This window comes from Angelakisella massiliensis, from assembly GCF_900104675.1.
Classification (GTDB): Bacteria; Bacillota; Clostridia; order Oscillospirales; family Ruminococcaceae; genus Angelakisella; species Angelakisella massiliensis.
This window is the reverse complement of record NZ_LT629945.1, coordinates 2,951,586-2,976,857: the sequence shown is the minus strand read 5'-3', so window position 1 is coordinate 2,976,857 and position 25,272 is coordinate 2,951,586. Positions and strand designations below refer to the sequence as shown.

At 50.3% G+C, this 25,272-nt stretch carries 29 protein-coding genes and 1 tRNA gene; 19 read left to right on the top strand and 11 right to left on the bottom strand.

Annotated features, from left to right (window positions below; translation table 11 throughout):
• Nucleotides 1-24 precede the first annotated feature (24 nt).
• The 13 genes from BQ5383_RS19665 (at nucleotide 25) to BQ5383_RS19605 (ending at nucleotide 8,681) form a co-directional block, all read left to right on the top strand.
• Nucleotides 25-1,236 (top strand): ATP-binding protein, encoded by a 1,212-nt coding sequence (locus BQ5383_RS19665; protein ID WP_025544412.1) that lies wholly within the window; start codon nucleotides 25-27, stop codon nucleotides 1,234-1,236.
• A gap of 207 nt (nucleotides 1,237-1,443) precedes the next feature.
• Nucleotides 1,444-1,794 carry a hypothetical protein gene (locus BQ5383_RS19660; protein WP_058963980.1) on the top strand — a complete coding sequence of 117 codons (351 nt, stop codon included), beginning with the start codon at nucleotides 1,444-1,446 and terminating at the stop codon, nucleotides 1,792-1,794.
• Nucleotides 1,784-2,467 carry a hypothetical protein gene (locus BQ5383_RS19655; RefSeq protein ID WP_071434875.1) on the top strand — a complete coding sequence of 228 codons (684 nt, stop codon included), beginning with the start codon at nucleotides 1,784-1,786 and terminating at the stop codon, nucleotides 2,465-2,467. The genes BQ5383_RS19660 and BQ5383_RS19655 overlap by 11 nt, the downstream gene beginning before the upstream one ends.
• Nucleotides 2,468-2,472: 5 nt before the next feature.
• Nucleotides 2,473-2,757, top strand: coding sequence for an aldo-keto reductase family protein (locus BQ5383_RS19650; RefSeq protein ID WP_006354118.1), 285 nt, complete (start codon nucleotides 2,473-2,475; stop codon nucleotides 2,755-2,757).
• Nucleotides 2,750-3,118, top strand: coding sequence for a hypothetical protein (locus BQ5383_RS19645; RefSeq protein WP_055180680.1), 369 nt, complete (start codon nucleotides 2,750-2,752; stop codon nucleotides 3,116-3,118). The genes BQ5383_RS19650 and BQ5383_RS19645 overlap by 8 nt, the downstream gene beginning before the upstream one ends.
• Nucleotides 3,119-3,127: 9 nt before the next feature.
• Nucleotides 3,128-3,742, top strand: a complete 615-nt coding sequence (locus BQ5383_RS19640) for a hypothetical protein (protein WP_071434873.1) — start codon at nucleotides 3,128-3,130, stop codon at nucleotides 3,740-3,742.
• A gap of 110 nt (nucleotides 3,743-3,852) precedes the next feature.
• The gene (locus BQ5383_RS19635; RefSeq protein WP_071434871.1) at nucleotides 3,853-4,902 is read left to right on the top strand and encodes a DUF7768 domain-containing protein; all 1,050 of its coding nucleotides are present in this window, start codon (nucleotides 3,853-3,855) and stop codon (nucleotides 4,900-4,902) included.
• 29 nt (nucleotides 4,903-4,931) lie between these two features.
• The gene (locus tag BQ5383_RS19630) at nucleotides 4,932-5,597 is read left to right on the top strand and encodes a hypothetical protein (RefSeq protein ID WP_071434869.1); all 666 of its coding nucleotides are present in this window, start codon (nucleotides 4,932-4,934) and stop codon (nucleotides 5,595-5,597) included.
• Nucleotides 5,594-6,043, top strand: coding sequence for a TRAG family protein (locus BQ5383_RS19625; protein ID WP_071434868.1), 450 nt, complete (start codon nucleotides 5,594-5,596; stop codon nucleotides 6,041-6,043). The genes BQ5383_RS19630 and BQ5383_RS19625 overlap by 4 nt, the downstream gene beginning before the upstream one ends.
• Nucleotides 6,044-6,055: 12 nt before the next feature.
• On the top strand, nucleotides 6,056-7,621 hold the full coding sequence (locus BQ5383_RS19620; protein ID WP_071434867.1) for a VirD4-like conjugal transfer protein, CD1115 family: 1,566 nt from the start codon (nucleotides 6,056-6,058) through the stop codon (nucleotides 7,619-7,621).
• A gap of 17 nt (nucleotides 7,622-7,638) precedes the next feature.
• Nucleotides 7,639-8,001, top strand: coding sequence for an Mbov_0395 family pilin-like conjugal transfer protein (locus tag BQ5383_RS19615; RefSeq protein ID WP_025544406.1), 363 nt, complete (start codon nucleotides 7,639-7,641; stop codon nucleotides 7,999-8,001).
• Between the two features lie 77 nt (nucleotides 8,002-8,078).
• Nucleotides 8,079-8,342, top strand: a complete 264-nt coding sequence (locus BQ5383_RS19610) for a DUF6133 family protein (RefSeq protein ID WP_025544405.1) — start codon at nucleotides 8,079-8,081, stop codon at nucleotides 8,340-8,342.
• Nucleotides 8,343-8,402: 60 nt separating this feature from the next.
• Entirely contained in the window at nucleotides 8,403-8,681 is a 279-nt protein-coding gene (locus tag BQ5383_RS19605; protein ID WP_055180693.1) for a SpoVG family protein, read from the top strand.
• A 175-nt stretch (nucleotides 8,682-8,856) separates the two neighbouring features.
• Here BQ5383_RS19605 and BQ5383_RS19600 read toward each other — a convergent pair whose 3' ends face one another.
• Together BQ5383_RS19600 and BQ5383_RS19595 are read right to left on the bottom strand one after the other, a co-directional pair.
• Entirely contained in the window at nucleotides 8,857-10,032 is a 1,176-nt protein-coding gene (locus tag BQ5383_RS19600; protein ID WP_071435304.1) for an IS110 family RNA-guided transposase, read from the bottom strand.
• 655 nt (nucleotides 10,033-10,687) lie between these two features.
• Nucleotides 10,688-11,863, bottom strand: coding sequence for an IS110 family RNA-guided transposase (locus BQ5383_RS19595; protein ID WP_071435302.1), 1,176 nt, complete (start codon nucleotides 11,861-11,863; stop codon nucleotides 10,688-10,690).
• 304 nt (nucleotides 11,864-12,167) lie between these two features.
• Here BQ5383_RS19595 and BQ5383_RS21300 point away from each other — a divergent pair, with 304 nt between their 5' ends.
• From BQ5383_RS21300 to BQ5383_RS19570, 5 genes are all read left to right on the top strand, one after another.
• Nucleotides 12,168-12,476 (top strand): hypothetical protein, encoded by a 309-nt coding sequence (locus BQ5383_RS21300; protein ID WP_162611130.1) that lies wholly within the window; start codon nucleotides 12,168-12,170, stop codon nucleotides 12,474-12,476.
• A gap of 5 nt (nucleotides 12,477-12,481) precedes the next feature.
• Nucleotides 12,482-12,991: an RNA polymerase sigma factor gene (locus BQ5383_RS19590; RefSeq protein ID WP_071435300.1), complete on the top strand. Its 510-nt coding sequence runs from the start codon at nucleotides 12,482-12,484 to the stop codon at nucleotides 12,989-12,991.
• A 525-nt stretch (nucleotides 12,992-13,516) separates the two neighbouring features.
• Complete coding sequence (locus tag BQ5383_RS19580; protein ID WP_071434862.1) at nucleotides 13,517-13,894, top strand: type II toxin-antitoxin system PemK/MazF family toxin; 378 nt, start codon at nucleotides 13,517-13,519, stop codon at nucleotides 13,892-13,894.
• Complete coding sequence (locus tag BQ5383_RS19575) at nucleotides 13,887-14,129, top strand: helix-turn-helix domain-containing protein (protein ID WP_058963940.1); 243 nt, start codon at nucleotides 13,887-13,889, stop codon at nucleotides 14,127-14,129. Before BQ5383_RS19580 ends, BQ5383_RS19575 begins: the two co-directional genes overlap by 8 nt.
• Nucleotides 14,130-14,276: 147 nt before the next feature.
• Nucleotides 14,277-15,563, top strand: a complete 1,287-nt coding sequence (locus BQ5383_RS19570; protein ID WP_071434860.1) for a tyrosine-type recombinase/integrase — start codon at nucleotides 14,277-14,279, stop codon at nucleotides 15,561-15,563.
• Nucleotides 15,564-15,603: 40 nt separating this feature from the next.
• Here BQ5383_RS19570 and BQ5383_RS19565 read toward each other — a convergent pair.
• The 3 genes from BQ5383_RS19565 to BQ5383_RS19555 form a co-directional block, all read right to left on the bottom strand.
• Nucleotides 15,604-15,697, bottom strand: a tRNA-Ser gene (locus tag BQ5383_RS19565).
• Between the two features lie 585 nt (nucleotides 15,698-16,282).
• Complete coding sequence (locus BQ5383_RS19560) at nucleotides 16,283-16,798, bottom strand: flavin reductase family protein (RefSeq protein WP_071434858.1); 516 nt, start codon at nucleotides 16,796-16,798, stop codon at nucleotides 16,283-16,285.
• Between the two features lie 74 nt (nucleotides 16,799-16,872).
• Nucleotides 16,873-17,829 carry a glycosyltransferase family 2 protein gene (locus BQ5383_RS19555; protein WP_071434856.1) on the bottom strand — a complete coding sequence of 319 codons (957 nt, stop codon included), beginning with the start codon at nucleotides 17,827-17,829 and terminating at the stop codon, nucleotides 16,873-16,875.
• A 526-nt stretch (nucleotides 17,830-18,355) separates the two neighbouring features.
• Here BQ5383_RS19555 and BQ5383_RS19550 point away from each other — a divergent pair.
• Complete coding sequence (locus BQ5383_RS19550; protein WP_083389760.1) at nucleotides 18,356-19,321, top strand: IS5-like element ISBian1 family transposase; 966 nt, start codon at nucleotides 18,356-18,358, stop codon at nucleotides 19,319-19,321.
• 172 nt (nucleotides 19,322-19,493) lie between these two features.
• Here BQ5383_RS19550 and BQ5383_RS19545 read toward each other — a convergent pair whose 3' ends face one another.
• From BQ5383_RS19545 to BQ5383_RS19525, 6 genes are all read right to left on the bottom strand, one after another.
• On the bottom strand, nucleotides 19,494-20,606 hold the full coding sequence (locus BQ5383_RS19545; RefSeq protein WP_071434854.1) for an FAD:protein FMN transferase: 1,113 nt from the start codon (nucleotides 20,604-20,606) through the stop codon (nucleotides 19,494-19,496).
• A 139-nt stretch (nucleotides 20,607-20,745) separates the two neighbouring features.
• A complete protein-coding gene (locus BQ5383_RS21295; RefSeq protein ID WP_172724671.1) occupies nucleotides 20,746-20,883 on the bottom strand; it encodes a hypothetical protein in 138 nt (45 codons plus the stop codon).
• A 370-nt stretch (nucleotides 20,884-21,253) separates the two neighbouring features.
• A complete protein-coding gene (locus tag BQ5383_RS19540) occupies nucleotides 21,254-22,288 on the bottom strand; it encodes a threonine aldolase family protein (protein ID WP_071434852.1) in 1,035 nt (344 codons plus the stop codon).
• A 477-nt stretch (nucleotides 22,289-22,765) separates the two neighbouring features.
• Nucleotides 22,766-23,425 carry a metal-dependent hydrolase gene (locus BQ5383_RS19535; RefSeq protein ID WP_071434850.1) on the bottom strand — a complete coding sequence of 220 codons (660 nt, stop codon included), beginning with the start codon at nucleotides 23,423-23,425 and terminating at the stop codon, nucleotides 22,766-22,768.
• Nucleotides 23,426-23,482: 57 nt separating this feature from the next.
• Nucleotides 23,483-24,283: an ABC transporter ATP-binding protein gene (locus BQ5383_RS19530; RefSeq protein ID WP_071435298.1), complete on the bottom strand. Its 801-nt coding sequence runs from the start codon at nucleotides 24,281-24,283 to the stop codon at nucleotides 23,483-23,485.
• A 1-nt stretch (nucleotide 24,284) separates the two neighbouring features.
• A complete protein-coding gene (locus BQ5383_RS19525; RefSeq protein ID WP_071434848.1) occupies nucleotides 24,285-25,190 on the bottom strand; it encodes an ABC transporter permease in 906 nt (301 codons plus the stop codon).
• Nucleotides 25,191-25,272: the final 82 nt, after the last annotated feature.

Here is a 25,272-nt window from a genome sequence, read left to right as displayed (position 1 = left end):
TAATAGCGAATGGAGGTGGTCACGATGATTGAAAGACCGTTATATGTGGATAAGATTATGGCCTATGTAGATACTCCTTTTGTTAAAATCCTTACAGGGGTGCGCCGCTGCGGAAAATCTACCATACTGAAAATGATTATGGAAAGGCTGAAAACGGAACGAAACATCCCGGAAGATCGCATTATAAGCTGTCGTTTTGATTCTATGGAATATGAGGATATGACGGCAAAGCAGATCTACACGCTATTGAAGGATCAGCTTTCCTCCACAGGAAGGACCTATCTGTTTCTGGACGAGGTTCAGGAAATCAAAGGCTGGGAAAAGGTCGTAAACTCGCTGGCATCCGATTTTGATGTTGACTTGTATATTACAGGCTCCAACTCCAGAATGATGTCCTCTGAAATAGCGACCTATCTTACTGGCCGATACATTTCCTTCCGCATTTTTACCCTGTCTTTTGGCGAATATCTGATGTTCAAAAGCAAATTCGCCAATGTTGGGGAGCCGAAAGCAGAACTTGCCAATTATGTTCGCCTGGGAGGATTTCCGGCAACGCATTTGCAGGCGTATTCTCAGGATGAAATCTACACGATTGTCCGGGATATATACAATTCCACGATCTTCTCGGATATTGTAAAGCGAAATCAGGTTCGGAAGATCGACCAGTTGGAGCGTGTCGTAAAATACACATTCAATAATGTCGGCAACACCTTTTCCGCCAAGTCCATTGCAGATTACCTGAAAGCAGAACGGCGATCCCTCGACAACGAAACGGTTTACAGCTATTTGGAAAAGCTGGAAAAGGCATATCTGCTTCACCGCTGTTCCAGATATGATTTGCAGGGGAAGGAAATCCTGAAAACGCAGGAAAAATTCTATCTGGCCGATGTTGCCTTGCGATACAGTGTTCTCGGCTATAACGCAGACAGCGTTGCTTCCAGCCTTGAAAATATCGTATATTTGGAACTCTGCCGACGGGGATATACTGTCAATGTGGGGAAAACCGGAGATAGCGAGATTGATTTTGTAGCAGTCAGACAAAACGAAAAAATCTATGTTCAGGTGACGCAGGAGATCAACTCGGAAAAGACAGAAAAGAGAGAATATAGCCGCCTGCTTGAAATACCGGATAATTACCCCAAATTTGTTCTCACAACAGACGAATTTGCCGGTGGGAACTATGAGGGAATCAAGACAATGCACATAGCGGATTTCCTGCTCAGTGCGGAGTATTGACATCGAACACCAGATGAAACTCAATGAAAATCTACTGTCTGCCGGAAAAAGTCCCTTGAAAAAGTTGTGACTTTGGAAGAAAAGTCCCTTGAAAAAATTGATATTGCCATACAGAAAGCAGTCCTGCGGGGCTGCTTTTTCTATTTTCAGAAGATTTTTTGAAAAGCAAAAAAGTGACCGGCCACCCGGTTCCAGAAAGGAGAAAGGATGATAGAAGCGAACACTTCCTATAAGCAAAATGGTGTGCCGGTGTCGATTCCGAGCGGTTCGTATGGCATTGCCCCTTTGACGGTTCACCAATATGAATACCCCAAAGGACACCCCTGCCATAACTGCCCTTATACCCTGCGCACCTCTGTCCCGTCCTGTATGTTCCCTGAACGAAGGGACGGCGGCTGTCTATGGTACGATCTGAAAAAACAGCGGCGCCCTCCGCTGCCTGCGGTTTACCCCAAAAATCAGGCGGCGGCAGAGCGCATTTTTGCTTTCGTTGAAGTTCTCAAAGATGTAATGAAGCGAAAAGGTTATCAGGAAAGGAGGAAACCGATTGCGAAATAAAACCGATTTTTACAGGCTGTTCTTTGAACAGCTTGCCCGGCGCGGCTTTGATGTGAAGCGGTCCCAATCTTCCGATTACATCGCTGATATTTATTTCAAGAACCAGCTTGTGGCCTATTTCTCCAAAGCCGATACGGTGATCCAGAACCCCTTTGTCACAGTCAAGGACAAACTCATTCGCCTTATCAACGATACGGCCCAGGACACGGCGAACAAAGCGGGTATCTGCCGCGACTGTCCTTATACTGACGCCAATGAGAAACTTCCCAATGGCTCTTATAAGCTGGCAGAATACAATGGCGTGACTCTCGCCTGCAAGGAGCATCATCTGTTTGGCTATGTGTTCTCCACCTACCGCACCGCCCCGGATTCCGGCGAAATGATGGCCCGCCAGATTTTTTACAACAAGGAATTTGCAGGGCAGGATTTCGCCAAACGGAGCGGTTTGGTGGATGAACGTGCGCTGTTCACCGAAGAAGAACTCCGGGTCCTTCATGCGGGTTTGGTTAAGATGAGCATACTCGATCAGGATGTTTCCAACGAGGCCCGTGAATCTGTGGAACGGATTCTTGACAAAATCGAGGACATTATCCCGGAGCTGCGGGAGCAGGAAATGGAGTTTGACTTTGATATGGAGTTCGGCCAGCAGGAAGAAATGGAGATTGGAGGATAGCAAGAATGAGCAGCAAGAGAAATCAGACCATCGCTATCGCCCGTTTCCTGATGTATAAACACGGGCTGAACCAGCAGCTTGAGGGCATGACGGATGAAGAATACCTGGCGCATCCCATTGGCTTGGATGTGGGGCAATATGTAGCTGACCTGATGAAATACTGCCCGGAGCATATCGTCGATCAGGTCATGGAACATCAGGATGCTCTTTTGCGGCGCCTGGGTACGGATTACCTCACCGTCATAGCCTATATGCCTTATGAGGAAGATGGAGGGACAAAGTATGCGTGATGGACGCCCGAATCCTGATATTTGGGGAAACATCATCACCTGCGGGGAGATCGCCGTGGGCATTTATGAGATCGTCGGCACAAAGAAACGTGGGCTGGAAGTGCCGAAGGCCCTTGCCGAAGAAATCCTGCCGGAATCTGTGATGGAACAAGCCGCACAGGACGGTGAGAACCTTTGTTTTACAGATCCGGTTTCCAACGCCATCGTTGCGGACGCCCTGCTGGAACAGGAACTTGTTACTGATCCGCAGGCAGCGGCCCGTCTGGACGCAATCCGGCAGCTTGATGATGTGACCTATGATACGGCCTTTGAACCGCCTGTTTCAGACTATGAGCTGGACGGGCTGGACTTGGAAAGATAGGAGTTTACAATGAAAATCCTGGATTTCGACCTGGAAGGAAGTCACTTCATCATCGAAGCAGACATTTCGCCGCGCCAAGAGGCGGATGATGATATGGAGTGTCAATGGCTTCGGTACGACTTTGATAACACGCAAGTTTATAAAGAAACGGACGGCGCTGTTTCGCCGTTCCAAATTACAGCCGTTGCCTGGGCTGGCTATCAACTGACTGCCGATCATGCGTTGAAAGATGTGATCGGACGCATTTCCCGCAATGAAATCGGCAAGCTGACCGTTCATTATGTCTGTCCAGAGCTTCAAGAGTTTTTTGATGAACTCAAAAAATATCCGGCTATCAGCGGGGAACGAACGATTCCGTACTTCATTTTTCACGGCGGCGATATTGCAAAACTGGCGTATGCGACCAATGAGTTTCTGTATTACGAGGACAGTAACTATATGCCGCTGATGTTCCGTACCGTTGACGGAACTCTTGTTTCCGACAATGAATTTGCCGATATGGGGCTGTATGAATCCGAGGAAAATGTCGAGAACGGCACAGAACACATTTTGCCGTTCACAGATTACGGTTCCGATGTGGAAAGCGCCTGTGATTTAGAGGACGAGGAAGATCTGGAAATTTGAAACTCAGAGGTTTGCGGGCTATGTTCCGTGGCCGGTGGGCAGTTTTCATCGACTTTTGCACCGTCCATCTGTTGGGTGGATGGGCTTAATTTGGAAAGGTAGGTGTTACTTTGAGGCTGGTCTATATTTCTTCCCCCTTGCGGGGAGATATGGAAAAAAACATGGAAAAGGCAAAGGACTACTGTGCTTATGCAGCATCCTGCGGCGTGATTCCCTTGGCGCCGCACACGATTTTCACGCAATATCTGAATGACGCAGTGCCGGAGCAGCGGGAACAGGGCTTACGAATGGGTCACGAACTGCTGGAGCGCTGCGATGAACTCTGGGTAATGGGCGACACCATCTCTCAGGGAATGAAGGACGAAATTGGCCTGGCTACTTTTCTGCAACTCCCGATTCTCTATGTATCCGATGATATGGTGAAGAATCAGAAAATGATCCGCCAGTCGGATCGCCCTCTGGACATAAATGACTGCATCCCCGACAGTAGCCAGTACAACTACGAAAATCAATTTCTGGTTCTCAAGCCCGGGGTGAGCAGCAAGGGCAAGGACATGACTGCCGATGACTCCATCTGGTATGCCCGTAACGGTTTTGGATGTATTTATGGAGCCAGAGGTCAGGCCGTGTATGCAGAAAGCCTGTTGACCGGCAAATACATTCATTGGGAACGACATGACTTCTGTGGCATCGTCAAGCCGGAAAGTTTGAAAGACTGGCTTCTGGATAAGCCAGTCAGAAATGAGGCTGCCGAAGAACTCACCAAGTTTGTCACCCCTGAACTTATCAGCGCAGCCAAACAGAACCATACTGCTTGCGGCTATCCTTTTTTAATCGGGTATGCCCCTGCGGAGGGCGGCCTGCATGAAGCGTTCTGCCTGGACCCCGATCCGGTCAATCTTGCCTCTTTTATTGTGAAGATGGGGAAAGAGCGCGGCGACCTGATGATCTGTACCCCGCTGGATACCCCGTTTCTGAATACCGTTGGTATGTTCACTGACCAATGCGTAGATTTTGATTTTTTACAAGATCATCTGCTGCCGGTTCTGATTCCCATGCAGATGGGCAAAACGGAGCCGCAGGAAATCAAGCTGACCGAGGATCAGGATAACGAAGCGTTTCTGGATGATTTCGCCGTTGAAGATGATATGGAATTATGAAGCCACAGGCGGCAAAGTAGGTATTTGCAATGAAAATTCTGGATTTCGACCTGGAAGGAAATCACTTCATTATCGAAGCGGACATATCGCTGCGTCAAAAGGCAGACGATAACATGAAAAGTCACTGGCCCCACTATTTTTTTGAAAATACACAAGTCTATAAAGAAATAGACGGAGTTGTTTCGCCATTCCCTATTACTGCTGTTACTTGGTATGGCTGTCAATTAACTGCCGATCATGCACTGGAAGATGTAGTTGAAAGAATTACCCGTAATGAAACAGGCAAACTGACTGTTCGTGAGGTCTGCCCCGAACTCCAAGAGTTTCTGGATGAGTTCAACAAATATCCGGCAATCAACGGTGAGCGAAAGATTCCATATTTTATTTTGCTCGATGGCGATATTGCCCGGCTTGCGTATGCAACGAATCGGTTCCTTTACTATGCAGACGGCAACAATATGCCAATCATGTTTCGCACAGATGACGGTACTCTCATTTCCAATAATGAATTTGCCGATATTGGCTTTTTCAACTCAAAACAATGTGTTCAGGATGGCACCGAACGCATTTTACCGTTTACCGAGTACGAGTCGGATATGGTGAGTACCTGGAATTTAGAGAAGAAGGCGTATCTGGATTCACTTCTGGATGCCCTTGAGGATGAGGATGAACAGGAGGATGAACTACCGTTTTGAAAACAAAACCTAAACTGATGGTGTGTGCGTTAATCTTCGTTTCCGGCGCGATTCTCAACCTGTTTTTCTCAACAGCGGTTCACGGTCTGCTGACAAGAGAGATCACCCGGCTTTCACTTCTCCCCATCGGGGACTGCCTTGCCAGCCTATTTTCCAACCGCCAGCACATGATGTTGTATCTGTGTCTGCAAGGGTTTGTAAGTGTGTTGGCGGTTATGTTCTTCCTGACCAACATGAGGCCGTATGAATCAGACCTGGACACGATCACCCCGGAAATTCAGACACCCAAAGCCGTGGGCCAATACCAGCATGGTTCAGCCCGGTGGATGACCGATTCCGAGAAAGACAAAGCATTTGACAGCTATATTCTTGACCCGCACAACCCAACGATCCGGCAGCTCTTAGATACCGGATACGATGGTTTGGATTTTCTCAAAGAAAAATAAGGAGGCGATAAATTGAAGTTGAACCTTCACCCCAAAGGTATTCCCAAGCAGGAACCTTTGGGAGCGGATACTCCGCTGAAAAAAGGCGGCGTGGTGGTAGGTATGCGAAAGGAGGGCGATAAAGAAAAAATCTATTTTGTCGGTGATGACTGCCACCTGCTCTGCGTTGGCGCCACTCGTTCCGGTAAATCAAGATGTCTGGTTCTGGAAAGTATCTGTCTTTTGGGACTCGCCGGAGAATCCATCTTCTGCTCCGACCCCAAAGCCGAATTGTTCCACTACACCGCTGATTTCCTGAAAAAGTTGGGTTATGAGGTTTTGGTGCTGGACTTCAAGAACCCCGAAAAGAGTATGCGCTACAATCTGCTCCAGCCCATCATTGACGCCATCAGTGAGGGAGACACCGACCGTGCAGAAATGCTGGCCTGGGACTTGACGAACAATCTGGTTGGTAAGCCGGAGGGCGAAAAGATTTGGACAAACGGTGAATGTTCCATCATAGCGGCTGCCATTCTTTGCGTGGTGTGCGACAACCAAAAACGACCGGAATTTCAGAACATGACCAATGTGTATTGGTTCATTTCGGAAATGTGCCGTACCATCGGAAATAAGATGCCGCTGTTGGAGTATGTCAAGAAGCTCTCTCCATCCCACCCGGCACGGGCGCTTCTGTCCATTTCCGATGTGGCGCCGTCCCGTACCAGAGGCAGCTTCTACACCTCTGCCCTGACCACCTTGCGGCTGTTCACCTCGAAGTCCATCTACGCTATCACCCATACCAGCGATTTTACCCTTGCAGATATGGGCAGTAAAAAGCAGGCGTTGTTTGTAATCCTGCCCGACGAGAAAACCACCTTTTATCCCATTGCTTCTCTCATTGTGTCGCAGCAATACGAACTTTTGGCAGAGGCGGCAGACCGGCGCGGCGGGCGTCTGGAACGCCGTGTCAACTTCATCCTTGACGAGTATGGCAACTTTACTCCCATCAGCGACATGACAAACAAACTGACCGTGGCGGCTGGCCGTGGGATGCGATATGCCCTGTTTGTGCAGGGCTTTGACCAACTGAAAGAAAAGTACAGCGACAATATCGCCAACACGATCAAGGGCAACTGTCAGGTCTGGGCGTACCTGCAAAGCGATGACCCGGAAACGCTGCGGGAGATGTCCGACAAACTCGGTAGCTACACCACATCCAGTTACCAGCTTTCGGCCAGCAACGGCAAATACACAACCCCCTCTAACTCCCAGAGCGTCAGCCTGACCGAGAGGAAGCTGCTCAATACCGATGAGGTCCGGCGCGTCAAGCGTCCCCATCAAATCATCACCAGCCGCGACCACCCCGCTATGATGTATGCGCCCGACCTTTCTCAGTGGATGTTCAACAAGATGTTGGGGTTGGGAGATGTGGAGCATAACCGCAGGCTGCGGGAAGAACGGGAACAGAAACGGCCAATCATCACCGACACGAAGCAAGAAATCGCATTGTGGAACATCTGGATTTACTACCAGAAGGACATCATGCGCCGCCTTTCGCAGCAAAAGGGCGCTATGGGCGGTGGCCTTGATGATGATTAACTCATAGGAGGTTTTGAATGAAAGAGAAAATCAACCAGACGGCGGGCAGGCTGAAACAGACTGTCCGGGCGGTGGGTGTTGGTATTGCCACACTTACCGCCTCTTTTTTTATGTCCGCACCGGCTTATGCCGCTGGTGTGCAGGACAGTCAGATTGTCAAGGGAACCGAGAAACTGGTCGGTGATGTGACAACCTGGCTGATGGTGCTGGCGCCGGTGGTAGCCGGTCTGCTTATCATCTATTTCTGCATCCGGCGCGGCATGGCTGACGAGATGGATCAGAAAAAGTGGAACAACCGCATTGTTGTGGCGGTGGTGTCCTGCATTGGCGCCGTACTCGGTTCCGCCACCCTGAACCTGATTCTCGGCTACTACCAGTAAGCCGGGATACATTCCGTAGTACAGGCGATTTCCGCGCCTTACTAAATAAATCATTTTATTAACAGGAGGAAAAAACTATGGCTAACTTCATCCGCAACACTCAGGTTAAGGCTATGACTTCTATCTGGACTGCCAAGCAGAAGGCCCGTGAGCTGGCTGACCGCACGGCGGAGGCGCTGACCGACCGCACCGGTCAGGGTACGCTGGATGTGGCGATTACTGTGCTGATCTCCATTGTCCTGGGCGCCCTGATCCTGGCCGGTCTGTACCTGATCGTGGACGACACCGTGCTGCCCACCATCACTCAGCGCATCAAGGATATGTTCAACTACGGCGGCTGATCGGAACAAGCAGCGGCGGGGCCATCGGCCCCGCCCTAATTTTTGACAGGAGGTTTTTCAATGGAGTTCAAAGCGGAAATCAAAAAGACTTTTACCGGTCCCGACAAGCTGCGGGCGGTGTGCAGCGTGGTCCTGGATGACTGCTTTCTGGTGAAGAATGTGCGGGTCGTCGAGGGCGAAAAGGGGCTGTTTGTGTCCCTGCCCAGCCGCCGGAATGTCAAGGGCGAATGGGTGGAGCATTGCTTCCCCATGACGAAGGAACTGCGGGCAAAGCTCTCCGCCGCTGTACTGGAAGCGTATGAGGCCGCCGTACAGAACGAAGAAGCTGCCGTGTCCTGATCGCCCGCCATATTCCAATCCCTATCGGGGGCGGCCGAGCGCCGCCCCCAGAAAGATTAACTATTAAAAGTCAACCCCGAAAATGAATGGTGGTGGTGAAAAAGAGATGGCTCAAAAAAGGTATAGCAAAGCTGAGGTCTTGTCAGACCCCTGCTGGCTATTCAAGTAGCTGCACTTAAGCCGCTGAGCAATATGGCTGCCTGGACTTCTCCATGGCAAATATCAGACGAACCAACTTTTTGGCCGCGTGAGAGATGGCAATGTTGTAGTGTTTTCCCTCCGCCCGCTTCTTGGCGAGATAATCAGCAAAAGTCGGGTCCCAGTGGCAGACATACTTGGTTGCGTTGTAAAGTGCGTAGCGTAGGTATCGGGAGCCACGCTTTTCCATATGCGGGTAGCAATTTTTGAGCTGTCCGGATTGGTAAGTGGAGGGGGACATCCCTGCATAAGCCAACAGCTTGTCTGGGGAGTCAAACCGGGTGAAGTCGCCGACTTCTGCCAGGATCATGGCAGCCATGCGGAACCCCAGCCCAGGGATAGTGGTAATAGGAGAATGAAGCTCATCCATAATGGATTGGATTTGCTCTTCGATTTCATCAATTTCACGATCCAGTTCACGGATGAGCCGGATGGTGTGCTGCAATTCAAGGGACTTGGCAGGCATCTGAGAGCCAATAGAGTTTTTGGCGGCATTTCGTATTTCAAGAGCCATATCCCGTTTGTAGTGGCCATTGGAGGCGGTTTCGAGCAACGCTTTCAGCCTCGTTAAATGGGTATTGGCAACCTGTTTGGCCCCCGGGAACTCTTCCAGCAGGGCGTAGACAGAAGCAATATGCAGAGAAGGGACGAGTTTTTCCAATTCCGGAAACAGAATGCAGACCAGCCGGGCGATAGAACTTTTCAGCTTGGCACGTTCTTTCACCTTGTCAAAACGGTATCTGGTCAGTGACTTTAGCTCCTCGTTGTGGTATGCTGTATCTGTGTAGGGTTTGAGGCCCGCATCGGATAACAGCATAGAAGCAACCGTTCGTGCATCCACCCGGTCAGTCTTGGTCTTTCTCAGGCTAAGGCTCTTTCGGTAAAGGTTTGTGCGCAAGGGATTCAGGACATAGGTGGTCAGACCGTTGTCAAGAAGAAACCCGAGCAGATTGTAGCTGTAATGTCCGGTAGCCTCAAGCCCTACTTTTATTTTATCCTGCGGTGCGGTACAATGCAGGATTCGCTGTAAAAGGTAGTGGAACCCGTCCATGGTGTTGGGGATTATGAATGCATCCGCCAGGACTTCGCCCTCGGAACTGACGATAAAGCAATCGTGCTTATCTTTTGAGACATCGATGCCAACAGAAACCACCATAACAAATACCTCCAACGATAAATATGTGATGCTGCATCCACAGTACACCTTACTTTTGTAGCCTTGTTCCACATAAACCGTCTGGCGGTATTTAACTGATCAACAAAACTGTAAGGGGCTGTGGTTGGAACCTTTCTGGAACCATCTCGTGGTAGGAGGTTGAAACCAATCCACAGCATCCCTTACAGTGTAGCACAGCCCTTGGAGAGGGGCTCTAATAACTACTACTCTATAATACAAGGAGATTTTACATTTCTCGATGAAGTCCTGATGATTTCTCCAAGATAAACTCTTACTGTGACAGTCTACCCATCCCCTGGGAAAAAGTGAGGTGAGGCCGATGAGGGGCTGCAAAAACAGTATCATACATAATCAGCGCAAACGGCGGTCTTTATCTTATGGATAAGGGCCGCCTTTCTTTATGCTATCGACAAATTCCGAGGAAAACCGTCAAGGTTCCCCAAATTTAGAACTTACAATTAAAAATTATCAGCAAAGGCGGCAGCGTAGAACTGCCACATTGATGGAAGAAAGATTAACTATTAAAAGTCAAGCCCCAAAATGAATGGTGGTGGTGAAAAAGGATAGCTCAAAAAGGTATAGCAAAGCTAAGGTCTTGTCAGGCCTCTGCTGGCTATTTAAGTAGTTGCCCTCAAGCTGCCGAGCAATATGGCTGCCTGGATTTCTCCATGGCAAAGATTAGACGAACCAACTTTTTGGCAGCATGAGAAAGCGCGACATTGTAGTGTTTGCCCTCCGCACGCTTCTTAGCAAGATAGGCAGCAAAGGTCGGGTTCCAGTGACAGACATATTTGGTCGCGTTGTAAAGGGCGTAGCGTAAGTATCTGGAGCCGCGTTTTTCCATGTGGGGGTAACAGTTTTTGAGTTGCCCAGACTGGTAAGTGGATGGCGACATCCCCGCATAGGCCAATAGCTTGTCTGGGGAGTCAAAGCGGGTGAAGTCACCCACCTCGGCTAAGATCATGGCAGCCATGCGGAACCCCAGCCCTGGGATGGTGGTAATGGGAGAACACAGCTCATCCATAATGGACTGGATTTGTTCCTCAATCTCGGCGATCTCGACATCCAGTTCACGGATGAGCCGGATGGTGTGCTGTAATTCAAGGGACTTGGCGGGCATCCAGGAGCCAATAGAGTTTCTGGCGGCATCTCGGATCTCAAGAGCCATGTCCCGTTTGTAGTGGCCTTTAGAGGCGGTTTCGAGCAGTGTTTTCAGCCTCGTCAAATGAGCTGCGGCAATTTGTTTGGCACCGGAGAATTCTTCCAGTAAGGTGTAGACAGAAGCAGTATGCAGAGAAGGAACCAGCTTTTCCAGTTCGGGGAACAGGATGCAGACCAGTCGGGAGACAGAACTTTTCAGCTTGGCACGCTCCTTCACCTTGTCAAAACGGTATCTGGTCAGTGACTTTAATTCCTCGTTGTGGTATGCTGTATCTGTGTAGGGCTTGAGGCCCGCATCGGATAACAGCATAGTGGCAATCGTTCGTGCATCCACCCGGTCGGTTTTGGTCTTTCTGAGACTGAGGCTTTTTCGGTAAAGGTTTGTGCGCAAGGGATTCAAGACATAGGTGGGTAGACCGTTGTCGAGAAGGAACCCGAGCAGATTGTAGCTGTAATGTCCGGTCGCCTCAAGCCCTACTTTTATTTTGTTCTGCGTGTTGGCGCAATCCTGGATTCGTTGTAACAGATAGTGAAACCCATCCATGTTGTTGGGGATAGTGAACACATCTGCCAGGACTTCGCCCTCAGAGTTGACGATAAAGCAATCGTGTTTATCCTTTGAGACATCGATACCAACAGAAATCACCATAACAAATCCCTCCAGCGGTAAATATGTGATGCTGCATCCACAGTGCGCCTTACTTTTGTAGCCTTGTTCCACATAAACCGTCTGGCGGTATTTAACTGATCAACAAAAGTGTAAGGGGCTGTGGTTGGAACCTTTCTTGAGCCATCTTGTGGTAGGAGATGATCACCAATCCACAGCATCCCTTACAGTGTAGCACAGCCCTTGGAGAGGGGCTTTAATAACTACTACTCTATAATACAAGGGGATGATGCCAGCCGCCTGTGTGCCGTCCGCATAGCAGCAGACAAGGAGTAACAGTGCTATGGATCAGAAAATCCGCAGCATTGAGAAGTTGCTTTTTGTCCCATATCAACGACACACGGCTTTCAATGGACAAATTTCAATAGGCGTTGGTCTGCGTTTTTGTGCGCGGGAGTTTTCCCCAAGCGGGGACAAACCCCCGCCTGCCGGTGCTGCCTGCCCTATTGGACTTCTCAATGCACATATCCAGAAAGCGGCTGATTTTGTATTCCGATACAAAGTCGGCCGCTTTCATTTAAGGCTCCCTGAACAAAGAGTTAGGGGGCCACCACCTCCGATTTGTTTTCCGCAAAAAACAAATCGGAGGTAACAGAAGTGCAAAATTATCGCAAAAGCGACTATGCGATAAACAAAAACAGCCCAAATATCGTTTATCGCTTTCATAAGGAAATCATAGAAATCACACTGGAGGATTATCTGAAGGAGAATCCTGACAAAACGGAACATGACTTTGCAGAGCTGAAAGCCCTGTCCGATCAAATCTACTATGAGCAGGATCGGGCAGAGAGCGCCCAGACCCGCAAGGATGTTTCAATACACGGTTTGGAGGAAACGGAGCATTGTGCCACTCGTGCACTGGATGAAGAATGGGAAGAACGAGTTGTTGACATACAGAACCGCAAGTATGCCTGGAAAGCCTTGGAGCAGCTTTTTACAGTGGGCGCTTTGACCGAGGTTCAGAAACGGCGATTCCGGCTTCATGTTTTTCAGGGACTCTCTACCCGGCAAATTGGTCGCATGGAAGGGACAAGCCATCAAGCCGTTGCCAAGTCCATAAACCTGGCGATTGCCAAACTTAAAAAATATTTTGCAGCACAGGGTTGACACCCCTGCGGTTTCAGGACGATAGGTGAAAGGCATTCTTTCGAGTGTTCTTCTTTCACCTGTACCTTGACAACCGCATACTCATTCATCAGTAACATCCCCCTTTTCAGTGCGATGAGCAAAAGCTGATTCAGGGGCCGCGCCATGATATACGGACATGATGAGCAGATCCCACCTGATTATCATAATTGGTCTTGCATACAATCCTGTCCCGTATGAGCGAGTAACGGCAGCCTGTAAAAACCGGGTAGCACCTGGCGCGGCCATGACCGAAAAGGGGTATAATGGTACTCCTGTCCAGCCACAGTTCACACAATGGGGGCAGCTCGGAGAGATCCTCGGAGGGGTGAGATTCCCGTGGGCCGGTTCGCTGCCGGTCACTGATGACTTCCCAATATGTGCGGGGTGTCAAGGACAAATGGCACATAGAAAGAAAACAAATCGGATTTAGTATTTCGCCGGAAATGGGGCAGGTCTTATGGCCTGCCCTATTTCCGGCTTACTTAATATTCAGGAGGTCAGCTTATGCGAAAGGCTATCCGGCGTGGCGATCTGTTCTATGCAGACCTGAACCCGGTGGTCGGCTCCGAGCAAGGCGGCATCCGCCCAGTCCTTGTTATCCAAAATGATGTGGGGAATCACTTTAGTCCTACCGTTGTTGCGGCAGCCATCACCAGTAGAAAAGCGAAGAACAGTCTGCCTACCCATATCCTACTTGAGAATGTGCCGGGGCTTGCGCCTACCTCTCTGCTTCTGTTGGAACAACTGCGGACAATAGACCGGAAGCGGCTCCGTGGTTACATTGGGCGTATCAGCAAAGAAAAAATGCTGGAGGTAGATGCAGCCCTGGCAATCAGCATTGGCATAGGATACCCCAACGAAAGGAGGACTCAAAATGTATGAAAATGACGGCGGCCTACTCTCTCCCAGAGATGCCTACCGATTGATGTTAAAAGACTACCCGGATGTGATGGACATTGGCCAAATGTGTGAGGCGCTTGGCGTCAGTACAAAAACCGGGTACAAGTTACTTAAAGACGGGAAAATTGAGTACCTGAAAATTGGACGGGCTTACCGCATCCCTAAAGCCCACATTCTTCGCTATTTGAAAATTACCTGCTCCACTTTGGCGGAGTAGCAGGCTATGATGTCGATCTTCACCGGATAGACGCAGAAAGTTAACAATTCTGACGCGGATTTACCTGGAGTTTTGTTCTGTCCGATGATACAATAAAGGTGTCATTGGTAGGTGAACTCAATACCGCAAAAGGAGGAACAGATCAGTATGCCAGCGGTACACCTGCAAGAAAACAGCAAACTAATCTCCGGCCATGTGGCCGAGAAAAAAGGGTATCTCTATTGGGTTCTAAACCTTACCGATGAGAACGGTAAGAGAAAGCCCAAATGGATTCCCACCCATAAGAAAGCCAAGGGCAACAAGACCTGGGCAAACAATATGCTTCCCACCATCCGAAAGGAATGGACGGAAAAGCTGCTTCAGGAGGCTACGGCCTCACAGCAGTCGGCTTCTCCGTCTGGCCCGTCATCCGCAGAGATTTCCTTTGTGGATTTCCTGTATCAGTGGCTTGAGCACAAGTACAAGTCTGCTACCGGACGGGTGATGGACAGCAAGCCCATCGAACTCTCGACCTATTCGGGATATGAACAGCAGCTTAACAACCCCATCGCCCCGTATTTCCGAGAGCATCCTGTCGCCCTTTGTGACCTTACCAAACAAGATATTCTCGCTTTTTATGAGAAAGAATTGGAACGGGTCAAGCCGACCACCGTTAAACATTACCACGCTCTGATTCATGGGGCGTTGAATTATGCGGTTGACAAAAATCTGATCCCAAGCAATCCGGCTGACCGGATTATCATTTCCAAGCCTGAACCCTTCAAAGGTGACTACTACCTGGATTCGGAAGTCTTGAATCTGTTTGAAGTCATCAAGGGGCATAAGATCGAGTTGGTAGTTCTTCTGACTGCTTTTTACGGCCTGCGCCGCAGTGAGGTTATCGGTCTGAAATGGAGTGCCTTTGACTTCAACCATAACTGTTTCTCCATCCGGCATACGGTAACAACTTGCAATGTAAAGGGAGAACGGGTCACGATTAAGAAGGACAAGGCAAAAAACAAATCCAGTCTGCGGACTTATCCATTGATTCCTTTTTTGAAAGAGCGGTTGCTGGAGGCCAAGAAACAGCAGGAAGAAAATCGCAAGCTGTGCGGGCGTTCCTACAACAAAGAATATCTGGGATATGTCTGTGTCGATGTGATCGGTAATCTTATTAAACCCAACTATGTGTCCTCGACCTTTGGGAAGTTGCTTGCCAAGAACAATTTACGGCACATTCGTTTCCACGATCTTCGCCATACCTGTGCCTCGCTTTTGCTGGCTAACGGTGTTCCGATGGAACAGGTAAAGGAGTGGCTGGGACACAGTGAGATCTCAACAACGGTGGATATTTACGGGCATCTGCAATATGCCACGAAAAAACAATCCGCCGCAGCCATTGAGCAGGACATTGTGGCGCCCATGCTGCAAAACCTATCGGCGGTTTCTCCATAAAAAGGAAAGAGGTCTACCAGCTTTTCGCTGGCAGACCTCATGGCGGAGATGGAGAGATTCGAACTCTCGCGCCGGTTTTGAGCCGACCTACCGCATTTCGAGTGCGGACCCTTCAACCGCTTGGGTACATCTCCAAATTTATGTTATATCCCTGGTCCCGACCCGCCGACCAATTCAGCCGGTGGAAATCGGGAAGAACAACAGGATAGAACAAGCAACATTATTCAATTTGAACTCGGCTGGAACCCGCATGGTTCCAAGGGTTTCAGCCGTTTGGCACTCCGCATAGGAAACCTGATTTCGAATCATTACACCAACTTGGATGATGACGGTAAATCAGGGACGATAGCGGTAACTACGGAACCCCAAAATACACCTCTCAAAGTGGCCGTCAGATGGCTGCTCTCATTATAGCCATTTTCCCGCAAAATTCAAGCCGTGGAAATTGGGAAGAACAACAGGATAGAACAGACCCCAATTCACGATTTGAACTTGCCCGCAAACCCGCATGGTTACTGGCTTTTCGGCAGTTTGGACTTCCAAAGTGGAAACATGATTTCGAGTGCGGACCCTTCAACCACTTGGGTACATCTCCATAATGGAAATAATCTGACCATTACCATACCATAAATTGATGCTGAATGCAAGGGGAGAAGAGAAATCTTTTATGGGAAAAGAAAGCGACCCAGGAGGATCCTGAGCCGCTGAAGGTTTTTTCATCAATTTTTACTGCGGATTTCCACGATTTCTCCCACATACATCCGGTGCAGGTCGCCGGCGTTTCCTTCATAACATTGTGAGAGGATCTGAGAATCTATGAAGTCCTTTGCTTCTATCTGCTGTGAATAGATTTTTTTGCAGATGATGACGGTATTGGCCTGCTGGAAAAAGGGAACCCCGTGGGCGTGATCCACTGTGAAACCGCAGTGGGCGATTTTGTCCTCGTCTCTTCCGGAAACTGTTCCGCAGTAGGAAAGGGCTTGCCGGTATTGTTCGGGATAAAAGGTGCAGGAAAAGCCATCGGCAGCTTCCAGAAATCCGTAGGTATGACGGGAATGGCGGACAAATACAAAAACCACATTTCGACGCCATAAGACCCCCATGCCGCCCCAGCTGGCGGTCATGGTGTTGACTTTGCCTTCTTTTTCAGCAGTGATGAGCATCCAGTCCTTTCCGATCATTTGAAAAGGGGAACGCTCCAGTTGTTCAGGCTGAATGATATTCCATTGTTCCATAGTAAAAGGCCTCCTCCCTTTAATTGAAAACCAATTTATTTGTATGCTTCAAATACGCCTGGTTATCACATGGTTTATTGCGGGTCGTGGGTCAGCAGGGTTTCAATGCGATAACGGGGACGGGCCTTGGTTTCCAGATAAATTTTACCCAGGTATTCCCCGATTACCCCAATGGACAGAAGCTGAAGGCCGCCGATGGCCCATACGGAAACCACAATGGAAGTCCAACCAGGAACTGTGTGCCCCAGAAAATGTACAGCCAGAAAATACACAAGCATCAGGATGCTGGCGGAAAAAATCAGAAAGCCCAGCAGCGTGATGAAGCGAATGGGTTTGACCGAAAGGGAAGTGATGCCGTCCAGGGCGAAATTAATCATTTTGGACAGGGGATATTTGGATTCTCCCGCAAAGCGCTCTCCGCGGCTGTATTCCACGGTGGCTGTTTTGTAGCCGATCATGGGAACGATTCCCCGTAAGAACAGGTTGACTTCCCGATATTCAGCCAGTCCCTCCAGAGCACGGCGGCTCATCAGGCGGTAGTCTGCGTGATTATACACCATATCAGCCCCGAGAAAGGACATGATGCGGTAGAACGCCTGAGCGGTTCCCCGCTTGAAAGCGGTATCGGTAGCCCTGTCGCTGCGAACACCGTATACAATATCACATCCCTGGTGGTATTGGGCCACCATAGCGTTTACAGCCCCGATATCATCCTGCAGGTCAGCATCCATGGAGATGACCATATCGGCTCTGTCCTTTGCTGTCATGAGGCCGGCCAGCAAGGCATTCTGATGGCCCCGGTTATGGGCAAGCTTCAGTCCCTCCATCATAGGGTTTGTTTGGTGGAGGGCTGTGATCAGTTCCCAGGTGCGGTCTTTGGAACCGTCATCCACAAAAAGAATCCGGCTGTCCTGGGAGATCTGTCCGGCTCCAATCAGTTCTTTCAGCTTTGCCTCCAGCCTGCGGGATGTTTCCGGCAGCACCTCTTCTTCGTTATAGCAGGGGATGACCAGGTAAAGTCTGTCCATAATGGAATCAACCTCGTTTCCTTGTGGAAGAGAGAAACCCCTCTTCTGATGATTGGTGAATTTTTTCGGATATGTTTTAACAGGTTCTGTTCAATTTATATTTTGGTTGATAACAGTCCGGGATAAACCGGAGTATATATAAAGCTTTGAATATAATCCCCTTTGCCAATGATTTCATCTTACAAAATTCCCAAACAAAAAGCAACCCTCAACCGCATATGAAGGAATGCAAAAAGCGCGGCGTTTTGCGGCCGCGCTTTTGCAAAGAATAGGAAGAAAGAAGAAAGAAGAATGCGTATAAAAACTCCCGAAAAAATGGGAAGAAGTAATTGGTTCTGCCGGTTGCCCGGCCGGTATTCCGTCCGCCGGGGGCTGGCAGCATGATCAGGTGTTTTTTACTGTTCCTGAACTTGATGGCCTTATTATATCCAGCAAATATGAAGGGGGTTTTATTTCTCTAGGGCAATACCGCACAGAAAAAAGTGCCAGATACCGCCAAGTGTGATATAATAAACCTATGGATAAACAGATGACGATTTCCGCATTCAGTGACGAATTGGCACAGGTGCGGACGAAGAAAAAGGAATTTCTCAGTCAGATTGAACGGATTGTCCCGTGGAAGGAATGGCTTGCCATGATTCAGCCGTGCTATTACAAAGGAGAGCGCGGCAACAAACCCTATCCGCTGGAGATCATGCTCCGACTGTATCTGCTGCAAAACCTCTATGACCTGAGTGATGAGGCCACAGTGGCAGAAGCCATCGACAGCCGCGCATTTTCGGAGTTCTGCGGTGTCGATTCCAGCAACCAGGTTCCGGACGGGGATACCCTTGGCCGGTTCCGGAACTTGCTGATCAAGAACGGACTGCAGGAAAAGTTGTTCGCTCAGGTGGTAGCTGCGCTCATGGAACGTGGCCTCATTCTGAAAAAGGGCACCATTGTAGATTCCACCATCATTTCCGCCCCCTCTTCTACCAAGAATAAGGAAAAGAAACGGGATCCGGATGCCCATCAGGTCAAGAAGGGCAACACCTGGCACTTTGGGTACAAAGCACATATCGGCGTGGACAAGGACAGCGGACTGGTTCACACAGTGGAAGCCACACCGGCAAATGTCCACGACGTTGCGGAAGTGCCGAAATTGTTGACGGGAGAGGAAGAAACAGTCTATGGAGACAGCGGTTATCTCGGCGCAGGTAAGCGCGAAGATGCCGTAGTCCGAAACAAAGCTGGCCGGAAAATCAAGTACAAGATCAATCGTCGTCCATCGCAGATGAAGAAACTGAGCAAAAGCGGACAGTACGCAGCAAAGAAAGCGGAACGGGCGAAATCTTCCGTCCGGGCAAAAGTAGAGCATGTATTCGGTGTCGTTAAGAAGCAGCTGCGTTTTCGAAAAACACGATACCGAGGGCTTGAAAAGCAGCAAGCCAAATTCAATATCATGTTTGCGTTAGCAAATCTGATTCTGGCTGACAGACCCTGTCTGGCAGCTTGAGTTAGTGCGCCTTTGCGGACAAAAACTTCCGAGGTTATCCACAGTTTTTACTTGGCACCTGTTGTATAATGCGGATTGTGGCATTTATGCGGTATTGCCCTAAGAATAAAAGGGAAAGAAATTGTGAACAAATCGGTAAGAAACATCCAATCTTTTTCCAGTTGAGCACTGGTCAAGATTTCTCAATGGATGCGGTGGCTCCGCCCCGATCCCGCAGCTGAGGCAAAAGGTTATCGGTATATTCCACGGTGCCATCGGCGAAAATCCACAGTACCTTCAGGTCATGCTCCTCCGCAAAAGCCCGGCAGCTGTCGTAATCCATACAGAACAGAGCGGTGGAAAGAAGGTCTGCCAGACCGCTGTCATCATTGACCACCGTCAGCCCCCGGTAATAGCTGGCGGGCATCAGCGTATCCGGATCGATGATATGGTGAACACGCTGATTACCCACCATATAGAAGCGCTGGTAATCTCCGCTGGTGACCACGGCCTCATTTACAGCAAACACCACCTCTATGCTGGATGCGTTGGGATCAGAAGAATCCTTTTGCGGGTCCTGGATGCCAATTCCCCACTTTTCCCGGATGCCATCCAGGGGAGCGTCCTTGGTGACGATATTGCCTCCTGCACTGATGAGGAAAGAGTGAAAGCCCTCCTCGTACAACAGGTCCGCAACCAATTGAGCCGCATAACCTTTGGCCACAGCGCCTACGTCCAGCATCATTTCGGGCTCTTCCAAAAACACTGTGCCAGCCTGCCGGTCCACCTGAACCTTGGTGATATCGGTATGGAGGGCCGCTTCCTCCAGCTCCTCCATGGGGGGCAGCACCGCGTCGGGAGAGCCTCCGGCGTATTTTTCCATATAACCGTGCCAGATATTGAGCACAGGCCCCATTGCAATGTTGGTTTGTCCGCCGGTTTCATCGTACCACTGGATCGAGAATTCCACCAGGTCCAGGATTTCTTCCGGTACTTCTACCGGAGCGACGCCGGCATTTTTATTGATGGTACAGATGTTATTGATCCCTTCATACTCATGAAAACGATCAAACAAATTGTTCAGACGGAGAAATTCTTCTTCGGCCAGTTGGGCATAGCGGTCAAACTCTTCTTCTGTTTCAGTATAACCAATGATCTGAATGATGGTGTCAAATGAATTGAAAAACTGGGCCTGATATTTGGTATATTGGATTTCCGGCGTTTCCGGATCCTGAGTTGAGCCGCATCCGACTGCAAGGGAGAGAATCAGAAGAGCGGACACGATGATCGCGATGATTTTTTTCATAATACCTCCTGAGAGCTGGGAAATGCCGCAATGGACATCCAAACTTTTAAGCCGAAAAGCGCGGAATGACGGGAAACGCTTTTGGGCAAGGGAATCTGCTGCATGAAGGGAAAATTGCTGCCTGTTTTTTCAGCTTCCCTCATGGAGAGCCGTTCGTTAATACTATAGGAGATTCCTCCGATAATGTCAAACCAAAAGGAGAAAGCACCACCGTGGTATACGCAGAAAATTTTGCACCCTGCTCAAAAAAGTATGGGTCAAAAAACATGATGGTCAAACCCGACAGTCCTCCTTTTTTTAGGGAAAGCTGACTGATGGTGTCGGGCAGACAAACAGGTTCCACCCTTTTTCAATCATGAGGATGGAACCTGGTGAGATGTTTTATGAGAGAGCACAGGGAGAATCACTGTGCCTGCTCTGAAAATGGGACTGTACAAAATAAGAAAAGATTCTTTAAAAGCAGGCGTGCAAAGATGGATACCGCTGAAAAGAAGGCACAAAACGGTTCTTTCCAATTGGGATATATCATCACAGGCGCCTTTGCCACTTGATTCACTGAAGGAAAGATCTTGAATTTACGGAAAGCCAAAGGAGCGGCGCTGTACATTTTGGAGCCAGGATTTCAGCGGCATTTACCCAACCGAATGTTACAGCGCCAGAATGTCCTTTGCCAGCTGATCTACATCCTCTTTTCGGGTTGCCCAACAGGTGCAGAAGCGGACAGCGCTGTGGCTTTCATCCATTCTCTGAGTGTAGCTGTAAACATATTTTTCCGCCAGACGCTCCAGATGGCTGTCAGGCAGGATGGGGAACTGCTGATTGGTAGGACTGTCCACCAGGAAAGGATATCCCTTTTCCATGCAGGCCCGACGGATCTCCATCGCCAGGGAATTGGCGTGGCGGCCCAGCTGCCAGTACAGATCATTCTGGAACAGTTCGCAGAACTGAATGCCCAGCAGACGGCCTTTGGCCAACATGCCGCCTTTTTGCTTGATGAGATACCGGAAATCCTTCCGCAGCGCCGGATGAGTCAGCACCACCGCTTCACCGAACAGCGCGCCCATTTTGGTGCCGCCGATGGTAAAGGCGTCACAGAGGCGGGCCATATCAGCCAGGGTGAGGCCGCAGCCCTCTGCGGTGAGTCCGCAGGCCAGACGCGCGCCGTCTGCATATAAGGGCAGTCCGAATTTACGGCAGACCTGGGAGAGGGCGGTCAGTTCCTCTTTGGTATAGATGGTTCCCACCTCGGTGGGCTGGGAAATATAAACCATTCCCGGCTGCACGATATGTTCATGAGTAGAGTCCTGCCAATGGGCGGTTACCGCCTGCTCCACCTGCTGGGCAGTGATCTTTCCGTCGGAGGAAGGCAGGGGAAGAACCTTGTAGCCGCAGGCCTCCACAGCTCCGGTTTCGTGGACGTTGATATGGCCGGATTCTGCCGAAAGCACCCCCTGATAAGGCCGCAGCGCGGAAGAAATAACAGTAAAATTGGCCTGTGTGCCGCCCACCATAAAATGAACGTCCAGATCCGCTCCGCCGCAGGCCTGACGGATCAGCTGAGCAGCTTCCTGGCAATAATGGTCTTCACCATAGCCGGGGGTCTGCTCCAGATTGGTTTGAGCCAGCCGCTCAATGATATTGGGATGAGCCCCATGGGTATAGTCACATTGAAACAGGATCATAAATAACTTCCTTTCCGGAAAAATAGAGAAAAACCGTTTCCATCATACCTTTTTGCCCGGATGAAATCAAGGCCCGCATAGGGGATTTCCATCTTCTTCAGGGGAAAAAGAAAATAGAGACGGAAAATTTTTTCTGCTTTTACAGGCAGACACACAAGAGGGCGGGGAAGATCCCCATTTTGAAGTGAGCTGGGGATCGCAGACTTGTAAAAATGTTTCAAGAAGCCGGCGGTATATCCAGAGAGGACCGGATTACTTTGAGTGTGTCTGATTTTTTATGCCACGACCAGCCCAAAGAGGCGGGAAAACGGAAGTATAACCGCTGGCTTCATCATAGCCATGGGACGTGTCCATGGGGGAGCGGGATACCTTGGGGGAATGTGTCAAACTCTTTTGAGTATACCAAGGTCCCCAGCCTGAAACAGACTGAGGACCAATAGTTGTTCTGATATTCCGCAGATAGTCAGGAATGATGGTTCAAAGGACAAAGCTTTCCCCTGGGGCCATCACCCGCACAGGCAGCCCCCGCTTTTGGGCCGCGGCACGGAAAGCTTCCGGGTCCTGCCGGATAACAGGGAAGGTGTCGTAATGCATGGGGATGGTCATCCCGGGACGGATCATCTCAGCTGCCCGCAGGGCATCCTCAGGCCCCATAGTGTAATAATCCCCGATAGGCAGCAGCGCCAGGTCGATTTTTTCCTCCCGCAGCAGCGCCATATCGCTGATCAGCGCGGTATCTCCTGCATGGTAAATTTTTTTGCCGTCCATCTCCACCAGCAGGCCGCAGGCCAGACCGCCGGCAATGCCGCTGCCATGGCAGGCGGGAACATATTTTAACCGGCCAAAGGCAGTGGGCTGACTGCCTCCCAGGTTGCCATCGGATACGGTGAGACATTCTCCTCTCAGTGTCCGCGCCAGTTCCGCCACCGCGAATATGGTGGAGCCGCACCGCTTGGCGATGGCGGCGGTGTCACCCAGGTGATCGCCATGGGCATGGGTAACGGCGATGAAGTCGGGGGAAAGCTCCTCCGGTTTTGCCGCAGCCAAAGGATTGCCTGTGAGATAAGGATCGATCAGCAGACTGTGCTTTCCATCCTCCAGCAGGAAACAGGCATGGCTCAAAAATGTGATTTTCATGGTCAAACAGGCTCCTTTCCATCCGTTTCATCCCATATTCCGTTGTGGGGAGAGGCTTCAATCCTGTCCCAGCAGCGTGCGATCATTATCAAAGTCCTTGGATACCTTTTCCTTGAACAGCTCCAGCAGGCGGGGAACAGTCATTTCCTGCCGCTCTTTTCCCTGAAGGTCCAGAACGATCCGCCCGCTGTCCATCATGATGGTTTTGTTGCCCAAAGTGAGGGCAGAACTGATGTTATGGGTGATCATCATACAGGTGATTTTCTGTTCCCGAACAATGCGCCGGGTAATATCCAGTACCTTTTCGGCGGTGGCCGGGTCCAGAGCGGCGGTGTGCTCATCCAGCAGCAGCAGCTTCGGGGTCACCAGCGTGCTCATCAGCAGCGCCACCGCTTGCCGCTGTCCGCCGGAAAGCAGCCCCACCTTGGCAGTCAGGCGGTCCTCCAATCCCAAATCCAGCTGAGCCAGCTTTTCCCGAAACAGCTTCCTGTCAGCGGCGGTAATGCCCATCAGGGAGCGTTTGCCGGTACTGCGGAGATAGGCCAGGGCCAAATTTTCCTCGATGGTCATGCCCGGAGCGGTACCCTTGGTGGTGTCCTGGAAGATGCGGCCGATGACAGCGGCCCGCTTGTGCTCCTTTTCAAAGGTGATGTCCCGTCCATCCAGGCGGATGCGTCCCTCGTCCGGGAGAAACATTCCGCTGATGACGTTAAAGAGGGTGGATTTACCGGCGCCGTTGGAGCCGATAACAGTAACAAAATCCCCCGGCTCCAGGGTCAGGGAGAGCTGATCCAGCGCCTTGTGGGCGTTGGGGGTACCAGGGAAAAAGGTTTTGGAGATCCCCTCCAGCTCCAGCATTTTATTCATGGGTGACACGCCCCTTTCGTTTCAGTTTGGCCACAGCGATCATTTCCTTGATGGCGGGATAGGAGATGGCCAGAGCGACGATCGCCGCCGAGATGGCCTTCAGATCGCTGGGAGAGGCCGCCCGGAGAGCCAGCGCGATAAACAGCCGGTAGAGAATGGAGCCGGCCACCACCGCCAGAATATGAACAGGGATATTGCGGCGGCCGACGATCACCTCACCGATAATAATGGAGGCCAGAGCAATGACCACCATGCCCACGCCCATGTTCAGGTCGGAGTATTGCTGGTACTGAGCCAGCACAGCGCCGGAAAGGGCCACCAGGCCGTTGGCGATAGCCAGGCCCAGGGCGTTGGTAAAATGGGGATCAATGGAGGAGGAGCGGACCATTTCCACATTATCGCCGGTTGCCCGAAGAGACAGGCCGGTTTTGGTTTTGAGGAAAAAGGCCAGCAGCAGGCAGATAACCGCCACCATCAGAACAATGACCGGCAATTTTGCCAACCGGCTCATGGACTGGGGCAGCCATCCCTCAGTCAGGGTAAAGACACTCTCTTTTCCCAGCAGGGAGAGGTTGGATTTATTGCCCATGATCCGCAGGTTGATGGAATAGAGGGCCATTTGGGTGAGGATACCGGCCAGAATGGGCTGGACTTTCATTTTGGTCTGCAGCAGGGAGGTGACCAGACCGGCGGCCATTCCCGCAGGGATGGACAACATAAGCCCTGCCAGAGGATGACCGGTAAGGCTGACTACAGCGCAGACAGCGGCACCGGTGGTGAAGCTTCCGTCCACAGTCAGATCGGCCACATCCAGCATCCGATAGGATACAAACAGACCCAGCGCCATGATGCTGTAAATCAGTCCCAGTTCCAGCGCGCCGATGAGGATGATATTCATAACGTACACAACCTCCAGAAGTTGTTTTGATGGGAAAAAGAGCAAAGTGTCAATTCTCAGAGTCCCCAAAAAGGAGCATCCG